Genomic DNA, 16694 nt, shown 5'->3' on the forward strand with positions numbered 1-16694 from the left:
AACTAAACGTCGAGGCCGGCTTGCGCGGGCTGTTCCGTCGCCTGTTCCTTCGGCCGATCGGCGGCGGCGGCTTTGACACGAAGGGCGCGTTCGTGCCGGTCCATCCATTTTCGATCGAGAACATCGGCATTCTTCGTAAAGAACCCCTCGAGCGCTTCCGTACCTTGTGCGGCGGCTATTTCGCCGACGGTAAGAATTGGGTCGTCATCGTTGGCCAGGTCTTCGGAATCATCGGCCGGCGGCGGGTCGGCCGGCTTCGCGGCCTTGTCGGCATCCTCGCCGATCCGCCACAAGTCGCGCTTGTGCGTTTCCAGCCATCCGGGCGGAAGCTTCGCCTTGTTCTCGCCAACCCATTTGGTAAGGGCCGCCGTGCCGCGTTGCGCCGCTTCGGTGGCGTCGGTTAGGAACCGCTCGACCGCTTGGCTTTGCTGTTGCGTCGAGGCGGTCGCCATGCCGCGAGTCCATTCGGCGAGGCGCCGGCCGGTATCCAGGCTGATCGGCTCGCCGTCGCGGATGATGTCGCGAAGGTCTTTGCGGGTGTACTTCGTGCCGCGGAACCGGTGCTGGTCATCAATCCAGCCATGCACGAACATTTCGTAAAGGATGTCGTCGGCTTGCTTCGGTTCGAGGGTTTCGAGGCGAACCCACTCTTTCCCGCCGTTCGGCTTCGGAACCTCTTTCATCGGGTATTTTGCCCGCATGCAGACGATAACGAGCGGGATCGAGGTTTGCATAATCGGCAGCATGAAATTGCGCGCGTGTTCCATCTTCGGTTTTTGCCAGACGATCGGGCCGCGCTTGCCCCTCTCTTGGTTCTCCGCAGCCATCGACAAGACGCCGCCGGCGCCTTCCCATTCATGGCTTGCGCTATCGATAATCAGCGCATCGAAGCCGGCCTTCTCGGCGGCCTTGATGGCTTCCCCGTATGCCTTCGGCGAGAACTCGTTTCGCAGGGAAAGCACTTGATAGCCGCCGTCGATCATATCGGCGTAAGCCTCGCCGCGGCCGGCCTCGGTTTCGATCATACCGACCTTGCCGTTCGGCCCGGCGAAGCCGCGAGCGAGCAACAAGGCCGAATAGGTCTTTCCCTTGCCGCTCTCGGCATAGATGCCAATGAGGGGTTTTGCTTCGGTAAGCGTGGCGTCTCTGAAAACGAAACTCATGCGGCTTGATCCTTCTGGCTAAGTGGGGCTTGCCATTTGGCGAGCTGGTCGAAGTAGTCGCGGCCAGTTTCGCCGGCGGCGTTCTCGCGGTCCTGGCGTTCTTCGCGCTGCCCGATCTTCCAAGCCGGGATATCAACCCAACATGTGCGGGCCGGATATCCGGGCCATGCGTCTTGATGCAGGCAGCGCGCGAAAAGGCAGATTTTCGGCCAAACGACGGAAGCCTCGACTTCGTCTAGCTGACCGTGCGTAAAGCCGATCGGGCAGGCGGCGAAGGGCTCGAAATTCTCTTGCGCGAAAAACCGGATATCCGGCATTTCGACGCCGAGAACCTTTCGTATGCCGCGGCGGTAAAAAGCCGCCTGGATATCCCAGCCCATATCAGTAGCGCGCCGATCCGCGCGCTCGGGGTTCGCGGTTGCGGCGGTTGTCTTGTAGTCGGCGAAAATGCCGTCGAGGGTCGGCAGCCAATCGAGCCGGGACCTGCACCAAATCGGGCCGAAGGGCGTTTCTTCGATCCATATCAACGCCTGTTCCGGCTTGCCGTCTTTGAACAGGCGAATTCCCTCGACCTTCTCGATTTGGTCGACTTGCATGCGGGCGGCCCTAACCATCCGCTCGACTTGCTCGAATTCGCGGGCGAGCACCGGGGTATAACCTTCGTCGTAGGCTTCGTCGCGCATCGCCTTCGCCGCGCCGAGTTTCCAATCGTCGAAGTCGCGAAGCTTGCCTTTCGCGTCGGTAATGGTGGTCGGCATCCGGCGAATTCGTGCGCCGTCGTCTTTCAAAAAAAGCGCATGCGCGACGCTGCCGAGGTCGAAGGTTCGCTTATTCTCGGGCTCGAATTCCGGGTTTAGGCGGGGATGCTTTACCCATGCATGGTAGGGCGAAAACTCGTCGAGAACCTTGATTAGCGAGGAAGACAGCGACGGGGCGGGGCAGGGGTCGCCGTGATAGGTCTTCTCGTCGATGTCGTACGTTCCGGGCTGGTCAATCATGGCAGGTTCCCAATCGTTTCGAGGAATGAGGCGGCGGCGAGTACGGACCCGCCGAGGATCCCGACGACGGCCGCAATCCAATCGCCGAGGGTCCATTTCGACCACTCGCGTTGGCGGCGATGCTCGGCCGACCAGTCGGTTTTGACGTTGCCTGGGATGGTCATTGCTTGCGGGCCGCAGCCGCTTCGATGCGGCCTGTACCCCGGCATTCGTCGCAAGTTGCTGCGACGACGCTTAGGGCGTCTTCCGGTACCGGGCCGGGTCCGACATAGGACATTGGGAAGGTTGTGCGACGGGCAATCTCGCCGGTGCCGTTGCAGTGCGTGCATGTGGTGCTCATGCCGCTTCCCCTTTGTTGTCGGGGGCGATAAGGCCGGTTTCCTTGCATGCGCCCTCAATAGCCTCGCCCATTTCCGCCGCTTCGATGAGGGCGGCGGCGAGGCGGCGCATTTGAGCCGGGGAGTCGGTTTGGATGGTGGTTCGGCCGTCGGAAAATTTGTCTAGGTCGACCGAGTAGATGGTGTATGGCGCTCCGGTTACCGGTTTGGCGTGCCAGAAAGCGCTGGGCGCGAGTTTAGTTTCTTCTTTCAGGATAATGGTGGTCGATATCGTCATGCCGCGACCCTTTCCCGGCGCGCAAACGCCGATGCTGTTGCGCGATCCGCCACCATGCCGGCAAGTCGCTCGGCCTCATGCGTCGGAAAGCGCGGGTTGTTCCGGTGTATTTGTGCGATGGCGAGATCGAACCGAACCGCCCAGAAGTCGCGAGCGCGCTCGCCGCGATACCAGTTGCCGGGCCTCATGCTGCGCCCCCGTCGATGATTTCCAATTGCGTAAGCGCTGGAACGATCTGGTCGCCGCAGATGGCAAAGCGCTTGTTCAATGCCTCTAAATGCGCGGCGGTGAGGGAGACGAAACCGGCCGTATTCGCGCTGACGATCAACTCGCCGCTTTCGAGGCTGACCCGAACGCCATCGTCGAATTTCACGGTGATATCGTGGGTAACGGTGTGTTTCATGCGACCTCCAAGGAAGCCGGGACGCCGCGGCGCTCGAGTTCCATCATGATTTGATGAGCAACGACGCGGTCGCGGGCCAAATGCGCGTGCTTCGTCGGGCACTCGCTCATATTCGCAGCGAGCCGGTAGCGCTTCACCGCCTCGGCCAACCCCTTGCGAAGACCTGGCACCGACGCACCGGCCAACGTGGCGGCGGTGTAAGCCGTCATCTTCTTGTGTGCGGCCTTGCGGTATTCGTCGGTGAGCGGCGGAACGGCGGTTGCGTTGTTCTGCATCGGGGTATCTCCAACCTTTCGATGCAAGAACGTTGGTACAGGATGTACCTTAAATCAAGTACAAAATGTACCTCGCACAAAAAAAGTGAACCCGCCTAGATTGAGGTCAGCGTTTTATACCAAGCAGGTTCAAACGAATGCGTATACCCGCCTTAATAATTGCCGCCGCCTTGGTTTTCCCGTGCTCGCTGCATGCGGCCGACCGCTTTTCGCCCGACATGACGCCTTGCGCCGAGATTGCGAAACTGGCAGGTGGCGCCAAAAATTTCCGCGACATCGGAGACCAGTTGACCGCATTACACGGGGTCTCTTGGGCGATGGGTTACTTTCAGTCTTTGTCGGATCATCAAACCGGCGAGCGTATCCAATTCGGCGAAGAAACCGTTCGCGCGGTCGGTCGGGCTTTTGTCCAAACTTGCGCCGCCGGAACGCATGCCACCGCGTACGAGGCGGCCCTCGACCTCGCGGAACGATTGGAATTTTCCCAATGATGGCGCGCGCGGCGTGCCTGGCTGGGTTCGTGGCGTTTTCCGCCAGCAAGGTATTGGCGGCGCCGGTTCCTCCATTTGATACTGCGACATATTGCGCGGAAGTAGCCGAGGCGGTCGGCGGCAGTTATTCGATTGAAGCGGCGTGCCTCGACCGAGAGAGTAAAGCGAGGCAGATGATTGAGAGTCGCGAAATCGAGCCGCGAATTCTTTCCTACTGCGCCCAAGTGAGCGAGGCCGTGGGCGGATCCTTTAGCATCATGAGCACTTGCATTGATCGCGAAGAGCGCGCCAAAGCGAAAATTCAGAACTAGCCGCCCCCGGCCGCGGCCATTTTTTCGACGGCCATCGCCAAATATGCGACGGCGCCGGCGTTCGCCGCTATCAAGGCAAAAAGCAGAGTCCGCAACATCAGCGCTCTAAAATGCGCCTTTCTTGCCTTGCGCAATAGTTCATCCATTTCCGACATAAATCGTACTCCAAAAGCACCAAGCGACCGAGCCGGCCCAGCCGGGCGGCGCTTCACACATATTGTTGATTGGGGGTTTCGGGTATTAGGATAGCTACTTAAGTAGACTTTTTTTGCGGCTTCATCTAATCGGCTCCATTATTAGGGGCCCCAATTCCCAGCGCTGGGAAGAAAGTGGGGGGCGTAACGTTTGATATGTTGCGCGGCCGGAACCGATCTTTTCGGCCTAGGGTGTTGGCGCACCCTTCCCCCCACGAATTTACCGCGAGAGGCATTCGGATTTAAGAATTCAGTCTTTCGAGTGTCAAGAGAGATTCGCGGAACGATTGCGAAAGCAAAATTCAATTAACTTCGAATTGTGTTAGAAGCGTCTGCGCATTGCGTGCGGCTACGTCTTCAATCTCGCTGCGCTCGGCGTCCCGCGTGGCGTGCACGACCCGCGCTATGTAGGTTCCATACTCGGCGGCCGCGCCGGGGTCGAGGTCAAGCCGTCTATCAGCGATAAGCGCTAGCAGTGCGGCCCGGATCGATGGGGCAACGACTGCGCCTGATAGCGATGACCGTTCTTCCTGCCCGGTGACGAGATAGGAAACCGACACTTTCAAAAGGTCGGCCGCTGCGGCGAGTTCTTGCGTCTTGAGCGGTGGCGAGTTGCGTTTCATTCGTTGCGGGAAGGTTCCGCTCTCGAGCCCCAAGGCATCGCCGAACGTGTCGAAGGTGTACCGGTGCTCTTGGAGTAGCGCGCGGAGTCTTTCCTTGAAAGAAACAGTGTATTCGTTGGGCGTCGTGCTCATGTGGCGCATGGTCGCTACGAGTCCCTAGTGCGTCACGGTACAAAACGTACTTGACAGAAGTACGAAATGTACCCTCATAATGCGCGCGTTATGACTCACGCCGATATCATCGCACTTTGGCCAAGCACCGCCGACTTGTCGGCCTTGTTGGGCGTTTCCGCTCAAGTCGTGCGGAAATGGAAAATGCGCGACAGCATCCCTTGCGAATATTGGTCGCCGATCGTGGCCGACGCCGCGAACCGGGGAATTGACGGCGTGAGCCTTGAGGCATTGGCGCGATACGCGACGGAAAAGTCGGGCGTTTGCGCGCAAGCGGCATAATGGGGGCATGGTATGGGCCCTCGGAAAAGTTTAGTGCGGGGTAGCGCAGAGGTAGAGCATCGGACTCATAATCCGAAGGTCGCCGGTTCGATTCCGGCCCCCGCGTCCAAATTCGCCTGCACCGATGAGCCTGACCGGGCGAATGTAGCGGCTGGGGGTCGGCTTTACCGCCGGCCCTCAGTCTCCGCAAATTCCGTCGGGGCGATTTTGCCAAAGCCCGCGTTTGTTGTTGCAGGCAATTCCCTCAAGCCGAAAGTAAAGGTCGCGAACGTCTCGGTCGCCACGATAGAGGTAAGACCGATATGGCGTCGCGGCCCCTTCTTGGATCATGACGCCGCCCAAGTCCGCGCTAATGTCGGCGGTCTTGCACCGGGCAACTATCCTGTAATGCGTCCGGCCGCCGGTGTCGGTGCATACGACTTCCTTTCCGAACGACAAGCGGTGAAGCAATCGCGTTGCGAACGGTCCAAAAGGGGTGTCGTATTCAGGGGCCCCGATGCCGTAAAGACGCACCTCGACGCGCCCCTTATCCGTTTCGATGTAAAGGCTATCGCCATCGATCGGCATGGCGACACCTCGGAAGTCGTCGCCTTTCTCAATCCAGGCGCCATTGTTCTTGTTCGCGGCTTCCGCACTGACCGAACCCAAAAGGGCGGTTGCGAGCAGCGCGGGCAAAAGCGGCCGTTTGGTGATTTTCATAGTTCCGGTACTCCTGTCTGTGTGAGGCAGTCATGAGCGCGCCCCTTCACGATTTCGGGCGGAACGGTAACCCGCAACGTGGCGGGCTGGCGATGGCCAAATTTGCAAAAGCAAGCGCAGATTTGGACCGCGACCGGTTCGCGAAGGTGTTGAACGCCTTCGTTGGGATGGGCCGCGACTGGTCGGTCGCCGAACTGGCCGAAGCGACCGGGATCCCCGAACGCACCATGAAGGGTTACAAGGAAGGCCGCGCCGCGCCGCCTTTGGGCAATTTCCTACGCATGGCCGCGGTTCTCGGCCCGGAATTCGTCAATCAAGTTTTGGAACCTGCCGGCCTCGGCGGGGCCCATTCGATCGTATCCGACCATATCGTCGATATCTTCGATTTGGCGGATTCGATGTCGCGCGCATCATCCGAAATCATCGGTAAGGCGGCGAGGGGACACCTTACATTCGCGGATCACGCCGCGATTTTGGCACTCACGCGCACGGTACAGGCCAAATCTGGCCTTTTCCTGTGGAAAGAAGCGGGGATTTCGCAGTGAGCGCGCTCACGCAACGAGTTTACTCCCGGGGAACCTCCCAGCCCCAAACTGCGCGCGGTCGGCGAGAGGCGGTGAACCTCAACGACACCCGGCCGCGCGCGTTTCTTTTCGGGACAACGGACATGGAAAACCCCGCGACGGCAATCGCGGGGATATTCCAGTTCCAACGAGAGAGGAGACGTCACTAGCTAGATTTGGTCCCTTTGGTGTGGAACCCGACAAGATGTTGATGGGGTGATTTGCAAAGTCCCGTCAACGGAAAATCCAACCGAAGGAGACTTTCATGACTGAAAAACAGGAAACCGCCGCGGTTTCCGAAGACAACCGCGGTAATGCCGGCCACAACGTGGCGGAAATCAACAAGACTATTGCGGCGGTCGCCAACGAGATTGTGTCTCTCGAGGCGAAGAAGGCCGAAATCCAATCGGAAATCACCGAGGCCAAGGCCCGTGTAAAGGGGCTTGGAATCAAGATGGCCGATTTCAACGCGGCGCTTCGGCTCTACAAGTTGAGCGACGAAGACCGCAATTCCAGCATAGACGGCTTGCGCACCTGCCTCGAAGCAATGGGCATCGGCGCTCAAGGCGAGTTGTTCGGCGACCAGCCTGCGCAGGCGGCATAGGCCCGCGCGATGCTTGATGAACGCGCGAACGGTCAGGCGGAATTATTCGCCGCCGACCCGGCACCGAAACCGATCATTTTCGATTTGTCCGAAAGGCCTGTTCCGTTGTCAGCGACGACGAACAACAACGGCCGTGACTTCGGGCGGGGCCGGCACAATTCGAAGCGGTACGAAGATTGGACCCTTCGGATGTTGGCCGACCTTCGGCGCCAGAAAATGCTTTGGCTAAAGCTGCCTGCACCGTTCGCCGTTCATTACACGTTCTTCAAACCCGACAATCGAAAACGCGACCTCGGCAATTTGCTCAAGGCCGCCGACGACCTTCTCGTTAAAGCGAAGATCATCGGGGACGATTCCCAAATCATCGACCACCGGCAAAGCTGGTCGCGTCTAAGCCCGGCTTGGCGCGTGCGGATTTGGTACGGCCCCGCGGCGCTCGCCCGGATCGCGGAACTAGAGAAAGAGTTCCAATGAAACCCCTCATTCAATGCGACGTGTGCGAACACGAAATGAATTCGCCGCCGAAGAATTGCGGCAATCCTCAATGCCCGTTCAAGCGGCCGAAGCGCGGCTTTACCAAGAGCCCGGCGACCGACCGCAACGACGGCACCGGCAGCGCGGCCCATTTCGCGAGGGCGGCATAATGGCTGAAAACACCGCGATTAGCTGGACGGATCACACGTTTAACCCCTGGATCGGCTGCACCAAGGTTTCGCCGGCGTGCGACCATTGTTACGCCGAGGCATGGGATAAGCGATTTGGCGGCGAGCGATGGGCGCCAGGCGCAACGCGGACCCGCACAAGCGCGGACAATTGGAAACAACCCCGCAAATGGAACGCCGCGGCCGAGCGCGCCGGCGTGCGGAAAAAGGTCTTTTGTGCCTCGCTCGCCGATGTCTTCGACAACAAGGTTCCGTCGGAATGGCGGGCCAATCTTTGGGAACTGATCCGCAAAACGCCGTCGCTCGATTGGCTTCTTCTCACGAAACGGCCGCAGAACATCGAGAAAATGCTTCCCGAAAATTGGGGTATCGGCTGGCCGAACGTCTGGCTCGGCACGACGGTTGAAAACCAGGAGGAAGCCGAGCGGCGCATTCCCTCACTGTTGAGCATCCCGGCGCGCGTGCGGTTCCTATCCTGCGAGCCGCTTCTAGGCCCGGTCGATTTGACGAAAGTTCAATTCGGCCAGTGTTTGCGAAATTGTCTAACGGGCAGTGTTCTCGATGAATTGGGCCAACGGAAAGTCATGGCCGGCGGCCCCCGCATTCACTGGGTAATTGCCGGCGGGGAAAGCGGCCCCGGCGCCCGGCCGAGCCATCCCTATTGGTTTAGGCAACTTCGCGACCAATGCGCCGAAGCCGGCACCGCGTTTCATTTCAAACAACAAGGCGATTGGCGGCCGGTGTCGCCTTACGATTGCGCCGAAGGCGAAACCGTTTGGTCGGACCATACCCGGCAACTCAAATCCGGCGATATCTGGACCGACAACCGGAAATGCCGGGTTCTCGATCACGGCGGCGGATGCTGGGAAAACGAGCAAGCGCAACCGCCTTCCCATGCTTGGGTAATGGAGCGCGTCGGCAAGGCGAAGGCCGGCCGCATGCTCGACGGCGTAACGCATGACGGATACCCGGGGGGCGCGCGTGATGCTTGATACCGAAACAACGGCCTCGCCGTCGCGGCCGGTGCTGCGATGGCATGGCGGAAAGTGGTTGCTCGCGCCGTGGATAATTGAGCATTTCCCGCCGCATCGAACCTATGTGGAACCGTACGGCGGCGCGGCATCGGTGCTCATGCGAAAACAGCGGGCCTATTCCGAGGTTTATAACGACCTCGACGGCCAGGCCGTGAACCTGTTCCGCGTGCTTCGCTCCGATCGAGCCGGCGAACTTATCGACGCCTTGCGAAAGACGCCTTTCGCGCGGGCCGAGTTCGAACTCGCCTATTTACCTATCGACGATCCGGTAGAGGACGCGCGCCGGCTTGTCATTCGGTCATTCATGGGATTCGGGTCGGACGGTCACAATCCGGCCGTTCGCACCGGATTTCGTTCAGATACCGCCAAGAGCGGCACTACGCCGGCGCAGGATTGGGCGGGTTACCCCGTCGTTTTGGCGGACATCGTCGAACGGCTTCGCGGGGTTGTCATCGAGAACAGGCCGGCGCTCGAGGTCATGGCAAAACATGACCGGCCCGACGTGCTGCACTATGTCGACCCGCCCTATATGCCGGAAACCCGGTCGACGAAATCGCGCCGAGGAAAAGAACGGTATCACGCATACGCGCATGAACTGACGACCGAAGAACACGCCGAGATGCTTGCTTTTGTTCGCGAGCTGCAGGGCATGGTTATTTTGTCCGGCTATCCCAGCGACCTTTACGACAGGACCTTGCCCGAATGGCGGCGGGTTGAGCGCCGAGCACTGGCCGACGGCGCCAGGGAAAGAACCGAAGTTCTTTGGATTAATCCGCAGGCATGCGAGCAGCTCGGCGACGGGCCGCTTTTCGCTCGTGATTTACAGGGGGCGGCATGACGGAAGCGCTATTTAACGAAACCGATTTGCCGACCTTGCGAAAGGCCCCGTCGCACCTCGTCGGCGCGCAACTGAAACCGAAATTCGCGACACTTGAGGAACAGGCGCGCTTTTACGAGTGCTTCGAAACCGACCCTTGGGCGGCGGCTGCAATCCTGACCGTCGAGATTTTGACGGCCGAGGTTCTCGACCCGTGCTGCGGCACGGGGATCCTTGTTCGTGCGGCGATCCGGGCAGGGTACGACGTGGCGGCAAACGACGTTTGCGATTGGGGATTTCCCCGCGATACCGAGGCCGACTTTCTAACCCATTACATCGACCTCACCGGGAAAACGGTCTTCATGAATCCGCCGTTTTCGAAGGCCGGCGCTTTCGTCGATCGAGCATTCGAACTCAATGCCCGCAAAGTCGTCTGTTTCCAGCGCTACGCATGGTTTGAAAGCGACGATCGCCGGAAATGGTGGGAACGCAACCCGCCGGCGCGGATATGGCTTTGCGGCGACCGCGCGGCTTGTTGGCGCTTCGATATTGCGCCGCAAGACCGCAATGGAAACCCGAATACCGCGCATGCGTGGTTTGTTTGGGAACGCGGCCACAAGGGCGGGCCGGTCATCGGTAAAATTTGGAGAGATATGGCGGTATGAGCGGTTTTGTCCTTCTTCACCGGAAGCTGATCGGTAACCCGCAATTCCGGGGAAAAGACGACGAATACGCGGCGATTTGGCTGATAGCCAAGGCGGCTTGGCGGGAAACCGTTGTGCCGGTCGGCCGCCATCGCGTGACGGTCCAACGGGGAGAATGTGCCTTTGCAGTTTCCTATCTCGCCGAGGCGTGGGGGTGCTCGAAATCGACCGCGCACAACACTCTACGGCACCTCGAGAAGACCGGATTTCTCACGACCAAGCCCGAACGCGGTTGCACCCGAATTTTCCTAATGAATTACGACACTTACCAGCGACCGGAAGACGACCCCCGAACGCACCCCGAACGCAAGCCCGAACGCAAACGGGACGCAAACCCGAACGCAATACAAGAGCAAACCCGAACGCAAGACGATCAAAATAACGACGAAAATACAGAAGCTTACGGGGATTTGCTCGATTACCCCGAACGCAAAAACGGAAGCACCCCGAACGCTTCCCCGAACGCAAATGGAACGCTAGCCCGAACGAAGAAAGAGAAAGAAGATACTAAGAAAGAAGATAAAGAAGACTCTACCCCCCATAGCCCCCCACGGGGGCAGGCGACCGACGACGCTTTCGAAACCTTCTGGACGGCCTACCCACGCCGCGAAGGGGCGAACCCGAAAAAGCCCGCTCGGCAGAAATTCGATAGAGCGATTGCCAACGGCACCGACCCCGGAACCATCATCGAGGGCGCCCGGCAATACGCGGCGCAATGCCGAGCAAACGGCAACCTCGGAACGAAGTACACCGCAACCGCGGTCGTTTGGCTCAATCAGGAAAGGTGGAAAGATGAACACCGCACTCATTCCAACCGAAACGCCGGCAATGATGGCCTTGACGGAGACAAGGCGGAAATTCTCCGGGTTTCTGGCTTTGTGGAACCCGGAAGTTCCGATATTGCCGGATGGCCTGACTAAGTCGGATTTGAAGAACGCGCTCGACGACTATCAACTCGCGCTCAAGCCATGCACGAAAGAAGCGCTCGCGGTAAGCCTCGGCGAGTTGACCGATTGGATTTCGACCTTTTCCAACGTCACGGCGGAACAGCGCAAAAAGGCCATTCGGTACTATGCCGAGGTTTTGCGCGAATTGCCGTCCGACCTCGCTTACGAGGCCGTTCTTCGGGTTCGCAAGAACTACCGCTTCCCCTCATTGCCCAAACCCGGCGACCTGGCGGCGGCCGTGCGGGATGACCTGTTGCAACGGCGTAAAGAGCGCAACGCGATCGAGACCGGTTCCCTTACCGGCCAGGAACGGCCGCCGGCGATCCGGAAAGAACGCTCCGAAGCCGACAAGGCCCGCGTTGCGGAAATCATGGCGCAATTCAAGTCGGGCCGTATGGGGGAATTCGCCGAATGACGGAAACCAAAGAGCGCGAACCGGCCGTTACCCAAATCGACCCCGTCGAGGATTTGGCAAGGCGAATGTATTTCGCGTCGCTGCCGATCGGCGGCAAGCGCACTTGGTCGAAACTGTCCGACGCCTCGAAACGGCCGTTCCGCCGCATGGCTACAAGCATGCTCGACAATCCGGATAGCTGGATTCGGATGATACCGTTCGGCGACCACGACCCGAAGGTTCGGCAAGTCTTGGCAGCCATCAAGGCCGAAGCCGCGCAAGGCGAAACCGGATACGACCGAGGAACCCCGGAATTGAGGGCGAAGCAAAACCGCACTCGGAAAACCGATGTCTTTTGGAACCTCATTCGCGATGAGAAGGGCCGAAGCTCGCTCAACAACCACCAAGCCAACGCCGGTAGGGAAATCCGCGAAATCTTCGAAGTCATTTCCCGCAAGTTTGAAGCCCCCGCCATCGACCCGGGGAAAGAGCCCGTTGATACCAGCATGGGCGACTACATACCGCCGCTTGCTCAAATGCCGATAGTGCTCGAAAAGGCCTATCATTGGCGCTATTTGCCTTGGGCGGTAGAGGCCAGAAAACGCACTTACGGGCGCAAGCGAATCACCGCGTACGCGATAACCGTCGATATCATCGTTTACAACAAGCCTATTCGACCCCTCGAAAAGCAGTACCGAATTAAGCACAACGGCACGGTTCTCAAGGCGTTGAGGGACTCGCTCACACTCTATGCAGAACTAGCCGGATGGATACGGCCGAAAGCCGAAGGGGACAGCTAGTTGACAAAGGGGACAGTTAAGGCCTATCAATTCGCCAAGTTACAAGATTTGCACCCGCCCGGAATTCACCGCGGCGGGTTTTCCATTTCAGGGGCAAGCATGAAGACCGCAGGCAATCGCATTCGGTCAACCGCAGCCCAACGCATCAAGTCACCAGCCAAAATCACAAAGGCGCATTACGGTTCGGCCGAGCACAAAGCATGGCGGGCCGATGTCGTGCGACGTGCTCAAGGCCGGTGCGAACGATGCAGTCGCAAGGCTTCGCGGTTATTCGCCGATCACATTCGCGAAATCGAAGACGGCGGCGACCCGCTCGACCGAGGCAACGGGCAGGCGCTATGCGGGTCGTGCCACTCGATCAAGACCGCCGAGGAACGCGCAAGGCGGCATGGCGTCCAGTAGCAGGGGCAGAACAGCACCTTCCTGCAGGTCTTTGTTTAGTGAAACAAAAGGGTTAGCTGCGCCATGCCTTCCGGTTTCCTGCAGGCGTCACGTTAGCAGGGGGGGCGGTCAAAAGTTCACAAGGGGGGAAGGCGAACCACCACGCGCCCCGCCATGCGTAGAAAATTTTTCTCGCAAAAATTTCGTCGGAGGTCGGATTTTGTCGACAAACTCGGATTCTCAATCCCGGGGCCGTCCTGGCTACAAGCCGACGGCCGCAAACCGCAACAAGGTTCGGCTCGCCGCGGCGGCCGGAATGTCTCACGACAAGATTGCGAAGGGCCTCGGGATTTGTCGCGACACGCTTTACAAGCACTTCGCCGAAGACCTCGAAACGGGCGGTGCCGAGAAGATGCTCGAGAACCTTTCCCGCCTCGAGAAAGCGGCGAAGAAGGGGAACGTCGCGGCGATGAAACACCTCGACGCGAAGTTTAAGGTCGGCGGGGCTGCCGGCGAGGCGAACCCGGAACCGAAGCCGAAGGCCGAAGGCAAGAAGGGCGAGCAACAGGCGGCGGCCGAAAGCGCGGCGAGCGGCGATGCTGGCGGCTGGGGCGACGATTTGAACCCGCGAATTCGCGTCGTGAAATAGCGCATGTGGGATACGTCTTGCACCGATTGGGAAGACCGCATTCTTTCCGGTCGGTCGCTAGTTCCCGACCTTCCGCTTTTCGAAGACGAAGCGGCCCGCGCCGTGCGGGTGTTCAACCGGTTGAGGATCCCCGACGTACCGGGCACGCCGACGATGGAAGAAGCTGCCGGCGATTGGTTCCGCGACATCGTTCGCGCCTTGTTCGGGTCGCTCGATGCCGAGAATTTCAATCGGTTCATTCAAGAGTTGTTCCTCTTGGTTCCGAAGAAAAACGCCAAGACGACCGGCGCCGCGGCGGTCATGATGACGGCCGCAATAGTGAACAAGCGGCCGGCCGCCTCGGCGAGTTTGATCGCGCCGACGAAAGAGATTGCCGACCTCGCTTTCGGTCAAATGAAAGGCATGATTAAGGCCGATCCGGCGCTATCGGATTTGTTCCACGTCCAAACGCATACCCGGCAAATCACGCACCGGCTCACGGACGCGACGACGAAGGTTAAGGCGGCGGATACAGACACCGTTACCGGGTCGAAAGACACGTTCACGCTTATCGACGAAGTGCACCAATTCGCGGCGAAATCGAAGGCTCGCGAGGTCTTCGTCGAATTGCGCGGCGCTCTTTCCGCCAGGCCCGACGGGTTCTTGATGCAGATCACGACGCAATCAAAGGCCCCGCCGTCCGGTGTCTTCGCCGACGAATTGCAGGCGGCCCGCGACGTTCGCGACGGCAAGGTTCAAGCCCCAATGCTGCCGGTGCTCTATGAGTTGCCGAAGCGGCTACAGATTGCGAAGGCCTGGACCGATCCGAAGTATTTCGCGGCGGTTAACCCGAACCTCGGCCGATCGGTTCGCCCCGACTGGCTCGAGCGCGAACTCGCCAAAGCGAAAGCCACCGGCGACGAACAACTTACCCTTTTCGCTTCCCAGCATTTGAACGTCGAAATCGGCGTCGGGTTGTCAACGGACGGTTGGGCCGGGGCGAAGGTTTGGGAGCGCGGCAACACCGAGGGGCTTTCCCTCGAGGCCATCCTCGATCGGTCGGAAGTCGTGACGGTCGGGATTGACGGCGGCGGCCTCGACGACTTGCTCGGCTTCGCGGTCATCGGCCGCGAGCGCGAAACGAAAAATTGGCTGGCTTGGGGGCATGCGCTCATTGCGCCGGAAGGCCTTAAACAGCGCAAAGAGAACATCGCGAAGTACGAGGATTTCGAGAAAGACGGCGACTTAACAATCGTCGACGCGCTGCCGGATGATCTCGAATGGGTGAAGAACACCGCCGAGAAAATCCTCGATAGCGGCCTTCTCTACAAGGTCGGGGTCGACCCGGCCGGCATCGGCGGCATTGTCGACGTTCTCGACGACATCGGAATTAACGAGGATTCCGATTTATTGATCGGCGTCGGGCAAGGCATCCGGCTCATGAATGCATCGAAAACGGTCGAGCGGAAACTCGCCGACCGAACGTTTAAGCATGGAGGTTCTAGGCTGATGGCATGGTGCGCCGGCAACGCGAAGACACGCGCGACAAGCACGGCCCGAATGATCGAGCGCGCGGCATCGGGTTACGGCAAAATCGATCCTTTGATGGCGATGTTTAACGCCGCGCACCTCATGGGCATGAACCCCGCCGCGCCGACCCCGCACGGGACGCTAGCGGATTTCGCCGAGCGGATGGGTGCACGATGAACCTGTTTCGCAAGGCGGCGGCCTATGTCGTGCGCAAATTGTCGCTCACTGACCCGGCCGGTTGGCAGCCTTCAAGCCAAATCAGCTATTCAGGCGAAACGGTAAACGAGACGAACGTTCTCGGCATTTCATCGGGTTGGGCATGCGTTAACTTGCTCGCCGGAACCATCGCGTCGCTTCCCCTCGGGGTCTACAAAGAGGACGGCAAAGGCGGAATCGTTCCGCACAAGTCGCACCGGTTGCACCGCCTTTTACACTCGAGCCCGAACGCCGACCAGACGGCCTTGGAGTTCTGGGAATTCGTCGCGGCGGCGATCGAGTTGCGCGGCAACGCCTATGCACGAAAGGTGATGGTTGGCAGCCAGGTTGCGGCGTTGGAACCGATCCTGGCGCCGGTCACGGTCGACCGGATGGCCTCGGGCAAGCTTCGCTACCGCTGGACCGAAGACGGCAAAGCGTACGAACTGCCCCAAGAGCAAGTGCTTCATTTTCGGGGCTTCGGCGGCAACGCGCTCGGCGGGCTCTCAACGCTCGCAATGGCGCGGAACGTTTTCGGAATTGCGATCGCTGCCGATCGAGCGGCCGGCGGCATGTTCAAGAATGGCATGCGCTCGTCTATCGGTCTTACCTATGACGAGTTCTTGACGCCGGAACAACGTTCTCAAATCGAGAACGGGATTTCAAAAGACTATGCCGGCGCGATGAATTCCGGAAAGCCTTTCATCAACGAAGGCGGCGCGAAGATTGAACAACTCTCGTTCAGTCCAGAAGACGCGCAAATGCTGGAATCCCGCGGGTTCTCGGTCGAGGAAGTTTGCCGGTGGTTTGGCGTTCCGCCGCATATGGTCGGGCATACGACCAATTCGACGAGTTGGGGAAGCGGCCTCGAAGAACAGGTTCTAGGGTTCCTGAAATTCTCGCTTCGCCGCCGGGTTAAACGCATCGAGCAACGGCTTGCGAAAGACCTTCTCACGCCGACCGATATCGCCGCCGGCGTATCTGTTTCGTTCAACCTCGACGCACTTCTTCGCGGGGACAGTAAGACCCGCGCCGAGTTTTACAGTCGCATGCTGCAATCCGGCGTTTTCACCATCAACGAAGTTCGGCGCCTGGAAAGCTTGCCCCCGGTCGACGGTGGCGACGTGCCGCGCATGCAATCGCAGAACGTACCAATCGACCAAGCCAACGGGATTGGCCACAACGGCGGCCCGGCGCTGACGGAGTAGGA

At 59.5% G+C, this 16694-nt stretch carries 25 protein-coding genes and 1 tRNA gene; 16 read left to right on the plus strand and 10 right to left on the minus strand.

What is annotated here, in order from left to right:
* Positions 1-2 precede the first annotated feature (2 nt).
* From ACQK2G_RS08460 to ACQK2G_RS08495, 8 genes are read right to left on the minus strand one after another with little or no spacing between them, the layout of a single operon-like run.
* Entirely contained in the window at positions 3-1163 is a 1161-nt protein-coding gene (locus ACQK2G_RS08460) for an AAA family ATPase (RefSeq protein WP_425404590.1), read from the minus strand.
* Complete coding sequence (locus ACQK2G_RS08465) at positions 1160-2161, minus strand: PD-(D/E)XK nuclease-like domain-containing protein (RefSeq protein WP_425404591.1); 1002 nt, start codon at positions 2159-2161, stop codon at positions 1160-1162. Before ACQK2G_RS08465 ends, ACQK2G_RS08460 begins: the two co-directional genes overlap by 4 nt.
* Positions 2158-2325, minus strand: coding sequence for a hypothetical protein (locus ACQK2G_RS08470; RefSeq protein WP_425404592.1), 168 nt, complete (start codon positions 2323-2325; stop codon positions 2158-2160). The genes ACQK2G_RS08465 and ACQK2G_RS08470 overlap by 4 nt, the downstream gene beginning before the upstream one ends.
* Positions 2322-2501 carry a hypothetical protein gene (locus tag ACQK2G_RS08475; protein WP_425404593.1) on the minus strand — a complete coding sequence of 60 codons (180 nt, stop codon included), beginning with the start codon at positions 2499-2501 and terminating at the stop codon, positions 2322-2324. The genes ACQK2G_RS08470 and ACQK2G_RS08475 overlap by 4 nt, the downstream gene beginning before the upstream one ends.
* Positions 2498-2776 carry a hypothetical protein gene (locus ACQK2G_RS08480; protein WP_425404594.1) on the minus strand — a complete coding sequence of 93 codons (279 nt, stop codon included), beginning with the start codon at positions 2774-2776 and terminating at the stop codon, positions 2498-2500. The genes ACQK2G_RS08475 and ACQK2G_RS08480 overlap by 4 nt, the downstream gene beginning before the upstream one ends.
* Positions 2773-2964 carry a hypothetical protein gene (locus tag ACQK2G_RS08485; RefSeq protein WP_425404595.1) on the minus strand — a complete coding sequence of 64 codons (192 nt, stop codon included), beginning with the start codon at positions 2962-2964 and terminating at the stop codon, positions 2773-2775. The genes ACQK2G_RS08480 and ACQK2G_RS08485 overlap by 4 nt, the downstream gene beginning before the upstream one ends.
* Positions 2961-3179 carry a hypothetical protein gene (locus ACQK2G_RS08490; protein WP_425404596.1) on the minus strand — a complete coding sequence of 73 codons (219 nt, stop codon included), beginning with the start codon at positions 3177-3179 and terminating at the stop codon, positions 2961-2963. Before ACQK2G_RS08490 ends, ACQK2G_RS08485 begins: the two co-directional genes overlap by 4 nt.
* A complete protein-coding gene (locus ACQK2G_RS08495; RefSeq protein ID WP_425404597.1) occupies positions 3176-3454 on the minus strand; it encodes a hypothetical protein in 279 nt (92 codons plus the stop codon). Before ACQK2G_RS08495 ends, ACQK2G_RS08490 begins: the two co-directional genes overlap by 4 nt.
* A 487-nt stretch (positions 3455-3941) precedes the next feature.
* Between ACQK2G_RS08495 and ACQK2G_RS08500 the strand changes: the two genes are divergently transcribed.
* Complete coding sequence (locus tag ACQK2G_RS08500) at positions 3942-4256, plus strand: hypothetical protein (protein ID WP_425404598.1); 315 nt, start codon at positions 3942-3944, stop codon at positions 4254-4256.
* A gap of 496 nt (positions 4257-4752) precedes the next feature.
* Here ACQK2G_RS08500 and ACQK2G_RS08505 read toward each other — a convergent pair whose 3' ends face one another.
* Positions 4753-5205 (minus strand): hypothetical protein, encoded by a 453-nt coding sequence (locus tag ACQK2G_RS08505; protein ID WP_425404599.1) that lies wholly within the window; start codon positions 5203-5205, stop codon positions 4753-4755.
* Between the two features lie 90 nt (positions 5206-5295).
* Here ACQK2G_RS08505 and ACQK2G_RS08510 point away from each other — a divergent pair, with 90 nt between their 5' ends.
* The gene (locus ACQK2G_RS08510; protein WP_425404600.1) at positions 5296-5526 is read left to right on the plus strand and encodes a hypothetical protein; all 231 of its coding nucleotides are present in this window, start codon (positions 5296-5298) and stop codon (positions 5524-5526) included.
* A 34-nt stretch (positions 5527-5560) separates the two neighbouring features.
* Positions 5561-5635, plus strand: a tRNA-Met gene (locus ACQK2G_RS08515).
* A gap of 68 nt (positions 5636-5703) precedes the next feature.
* Here ACQK2G_RS08515 and ACQK2G_RS08520 read toward each other — a convergent pair.
* Positions 5704-6225, minus strand: a complete 522-nt coding sequence (locus tag ACQK2G_RS08520) for a thermonuclease family protein (protein WP_425404601.1) — start codon at positions 6223-6225, stop codon at positions 5704-5706.
* Between the two features lie 32 nt (positions 6226-6257).
* Between ACQK2G_RS08520 and ACQK2G_RS08525 the strand changes: the two genes are divergently transcribed.
* The 13 genes from ACQK2G_RS08525 (at position 6258) to ACQK2G_RS08585 (ending at position 16692) form a co-directional block, all read left to right on the plus strand.
* Complete coding sequence (locus ACQK2G_RS08525; protein ID WP_425404602.1) at positions 6258-6770, plus strand: helix-turn-helix domain-containing protein; 513 nt, start codon at positions 6258-6260, stop codon at positions 6768-6770.
* Positions 6771-7053: 283 nt separating this feature from the next.
* Complete coding sequence (locus ACQK2G_RS08530) at positions 7054-7392, plus strand: hypothetical protein (protein ID WP_425404603.1); 339 nt, start codon at positions 7054-7056, stop codon at positions 7390-7392.
* 9 nt (positions 7393-7401) lie between these two features.
* Complete coding sequence (locus ACQK2G_RS08535; RefSeq protein ID WP_425404604.1) at positions 7402-7866, plus strand: RusA family crossover junction endodeoxyribonuclease; 465 nt, start codon at positions 7402-7404, stop codon at positions 7864-7866.
* A gap of 169 nt (positions 7867-8035) precedes the next feature.
* Positions 8036-9046, plus strand: a complete 1011-nt coding sequence (locus tag ACQK2G_RS08540) for a DUF5131 family protein (protein WP_425404605.1) — start codon at positions 8036-8038, stop codon at positions 9044-9046.
* Positions 9039-9926, plus strand: coding sequence for a DNA adenine methylase (locus ACQK2G_RS08545; protein WP_425404606.1), 888 nt, complete (start codon positions 9039-9041; stop codon positions 9924-9926). The genes ACQK2G_RS08540 and ACQK2G_RS08545 overlap by 8 nt, the downstream gene beginning before the upstream one ends.
* On the plus strand, positions 9923-10570 hold the full coding sequence (locus tag ACQK2G_RS08550) for a hypothetical protein (RefSeq protein ID WP_425404607.1): 648 nt from the start codon (positions 9923-9925) through the stop codon (positions 10568-10570). Before ACQK2G_RS08545 ends, ACQK2G_RS08550 begins: the two co-directional genes overlap by 4 nt.
* A complete protein-coding gene (locus ACQK2G_RS08555) occupies positions 10567-11529 on the plus strand; it encodes a hypothetical protein (RefSeq protein WP_425404608.1) in 963 nt (320 codons plus the stop codon). The genes ACQK2G_RS08550 and ACQK2G_RS08555 overlap by 4 nt, the downstream gene beginning before the upstream one ends.
* The gene (locus tag ACQK2G_RS08560) at positions 11510-11971 is read left to right on the plus strand and encodes a hypothetical protein (protein WP_425404609.1); all 462 of its coding nucleotides are present in this window, start codon (positions 11510-11512) and stop codon (positions 11969-11971) included. Before ACQK2G_RS08555 ends, ACQK2G_RS08560 begins: the two co-directional genes overlap by 20 nt.
* 65 nt (positions 11972-12036) lie before the next feature.
* A complete protein-coding gene (locus ACQK2G_RS08565; RefSeq protein ID WP_425404610.1) occupies positions 12037-12750 on the plus strand; it encodes a hypothetical protein in 714 nt (237 codons plus the stop codon).
* A gap of 99 nt (positions 12751-12849) precedes the next feature.
* Positions 12850-13152 carry an HNH endonuclease gene (locus ACQK2G_RS08570; RefSeq protein ID WP_425404611.1) on the plus strand — a complete coding sequence of 101 codons (303 nt, stop codon included), beginning with the start codon at positions 12850-12852 and terminating at the stop codon, positions 13150-13152.
* A 295-nt stretch (positions 13153-13447) separates the two neighbouring features.
* Positions 13448-13780 (plus strand): hypothetical protein, encoded by a 333-nt coding sequence (locus ACQK2G_RS08575; RefSeq protein WP_425404612.1) that lies wholly within the window; start codon positions 13448-13450, stop codon positions 13778-13780.
* Between the two features lie 3 nt (positions 13781-13783).
* On the plus strand, positions 13784-15466 hold the full coding sequence (locus ACQK2G_RS08580) for a terminase large subunit (protein WP_425404613.1): 1683 nt from the start codon (positions 13784-13786) through the stop codon (positions 15464-15466).
* Positions 15463-16692 (plus strand): phage portal protein, encoded by a 1230-nt coding sequence (locus tag ACQK2G_RS08585; RefSeq protein WP_425404614.1) that lies wholly within the window; start codon positions 15463-15465, stop codon positions 16690-16692. Before ACQK2G_RS08580 ends, ACQK2G_RS08585 begins: the two co-directional genes overlap by 4 nt.
* The last annotated feature ends 2 nt before the right edge of the window (positions 16693-16694 follow it).

Source organism: Hwanghaeella sp. (genome assembly GCF_965227365.1).
In the GTDB taxonomy this organism is placed as follows: domain Bacteria; phylum Pseudomonadota; class Alphaproteobacteria; order UBA8366; family Aestuariispiraceae; genus Hwanghaeella.

What these genes read in the sequence shown, in the direction of transcription:
- ACQK2G_RS08510 (WP_425404600.1), top strand. Translation starts at nt 5,296, where the DNA reads ATGACTCACGCCGATATCATCGCACTTTGGCCAAGCACCGCCGACTTG.
- ACQK2G_RS08485 (WP_425404595.1), bottom strand. Translation starts at nt 2,964, where the DNA reads ATGAGGCCCGGCAACTGGTATCGCGGCGAGCGCGCTCGCGACTTCTGG.
- ACQK2G_RS08540 (WP_425404605.1), top strand. Translation starts at nt 8,036, where the DNA reads ATGGCTGAAAACACCGCGATTAGCTGGACGGATCACACGTTTAACCCC.
- ACQK2G_RS08550 (WP_425404607.1), top strand. Translation starts at nt 9,923, where the DNA reads ATGACGGAAGCGCTATTTAACGAAACCGATTTGCCGACCTTGCGAAAG.
- ACQK2G_RS08570 (WP_425404611.1), top strand. Translation starts at nt 12,850, where the DNA reads ATGAAGACCGCAGGCAATCGCATTCGGTCAACCGCAGCCCAACGCATC.
- ACQK2G_RS08505 (WP_425404599.1), bottom strand. Translation starts at nt 5,205, where the DNA reads ATGAGCACGACGCCCAACGAATACACTGTTTCTTTCAAGGAAAGACTC.
- ACQK2G_RS08585 (WP_425404614.1), top strand. Translation starts at nt 15,463, where the DNA reads ATGAACCTGTTTCGCAAGGCGGCGGCCTATGTCGTGCGCAAATTGTCG.
- ACQK2G_RS08460 (WP_425404590.1), bottom strand. Translation starts at nt 1,163, where the DNA reads ATGAGTTTCGTTTTCAGAGACGCCACGCTTACCGAAGCAAAACCCCTC.
- ACQK2G_RS08530 (WP_425404603.1), top strand. Translation starts at nt 7,054, where the DNA reads ATGACTGAAAAACAGGAAACCGCCGCGGTTTCCGAAGACAACCGCGGT.
- ACQK2G_RS08545 (WP_425404606.1), top strand. Translation starts at nt 9,039, where the DNA reads ATGCTTGATACCGAAACAACGGCCTCGCCGTCGCGGCCGGTGCTGCGA.
- ACQK2G_RS08480 (WP_425404594.1), bottom strand. Translation starts at nt 2,776, where the DNA reads ATGACGATATCGACCACCATTATCCTGAAAGAAGAAACTAAACTCGCG.
- ACQK2G_RS08555 (WP_425404608.1), top strand. Translation starts at nt 10,567, where the DNA reads ATGAGCGGTTTTGTCCTTCTTCACCGGAAGCTGATCGGTAACCCGCAA.
- ACQK2G_RS08500 (WP_425404598.1), top strand. Translation starts at nt 3,942, where the DNA reads ATGATGGCGCGCGCGGCGTGCCTGGCTGGGTTCGTGGCGTTTTCCGCC.
- ACQK2G_RS08490 (WP_425404596.1), bottom strand. Translation starts at nt 3,179, where the DNA reads ATGAAACACACCGTTACCCACGATATCACCGTGAAATTCGACGATGGC.
- ACQK2G_RS08470 (WP_425404592.1), bottom strand. Translation starts at nt 2,325, where the DNA reads ATGACCATCCCAGGCAACGTCAAAACCGACTGGTCGGCCGAGCATCGC.
- ACQK2G_RS08580 (WP_425404613.1), top strand. Translation starts at nt 13,784, where the DNA reads ATGTGGGATACGTCTTGCACCGATTGGGAAGACCGCATTCTTTCCGGT.
- ACQK2G_RS08465 (WP_425404591.1), bottom strand. Translation starts at nt 2,161, where the DNA reads ATGATTGACCAGCCCGGAACGTACGACATCGACGAGAAGACCTATCAC.
- ACQK2G_RS08575 (WP_425404612.1), top strand. Translation starts at nt 13,448, where the DNA reads ATGTCTCACGACAAGATTGCGAAGGGCCTCGGGATTTGTCGCGACACG.
- ACQK2G_RS08495 (WP_425404597.1), bottom strand. Translation starts at nt 3,454, where the DNA reads ATGCAGAACAACGCAACCGCCGTTCCGCCGCTCACCGACGAATACCGC.
- ACQK2G_RS08565 (WP_425404610.1), top strand. Translation starts at nt 12,037, where the DNA reads ATGTATTTCGCGTCGCTGCCGATCGGCGGCAAGCGCACTTGGTCGAAA.
- ACQK2G_RS08535 (WP_425404604.1), top strand. Translation starts at nt 7,402, where the DNA reads ATGCTTGATGAACGCGCGAACGGTCAGGCGGAATTATTCGCCGCCGAC.
- ACQK2G_RS08520 (WP_425404601.1), bottom strand. Translation starts at nt 6,225, where the DNA reads ATGAAAATCACCAAACGGCCGCTTTTGCCCGCGCTGCTCGCAACCGCC.
- ACQK2G_RS08475 (WP_425404593.1), bottom strand. Translation starts at nt 2,501, where the DNA reads ATGAGCACCACATGCACGCACTGCAACGGCACCGGCGAGATTGCCCGT.
- ACQK2G_RS08525 (WP_425404602.1), top strand. Translation starts at nt 6,258, where the DNA reads ATGAGCGCGCCCCTTCACGATTTCGGGCGGAACGGTAACCCGCAACGT.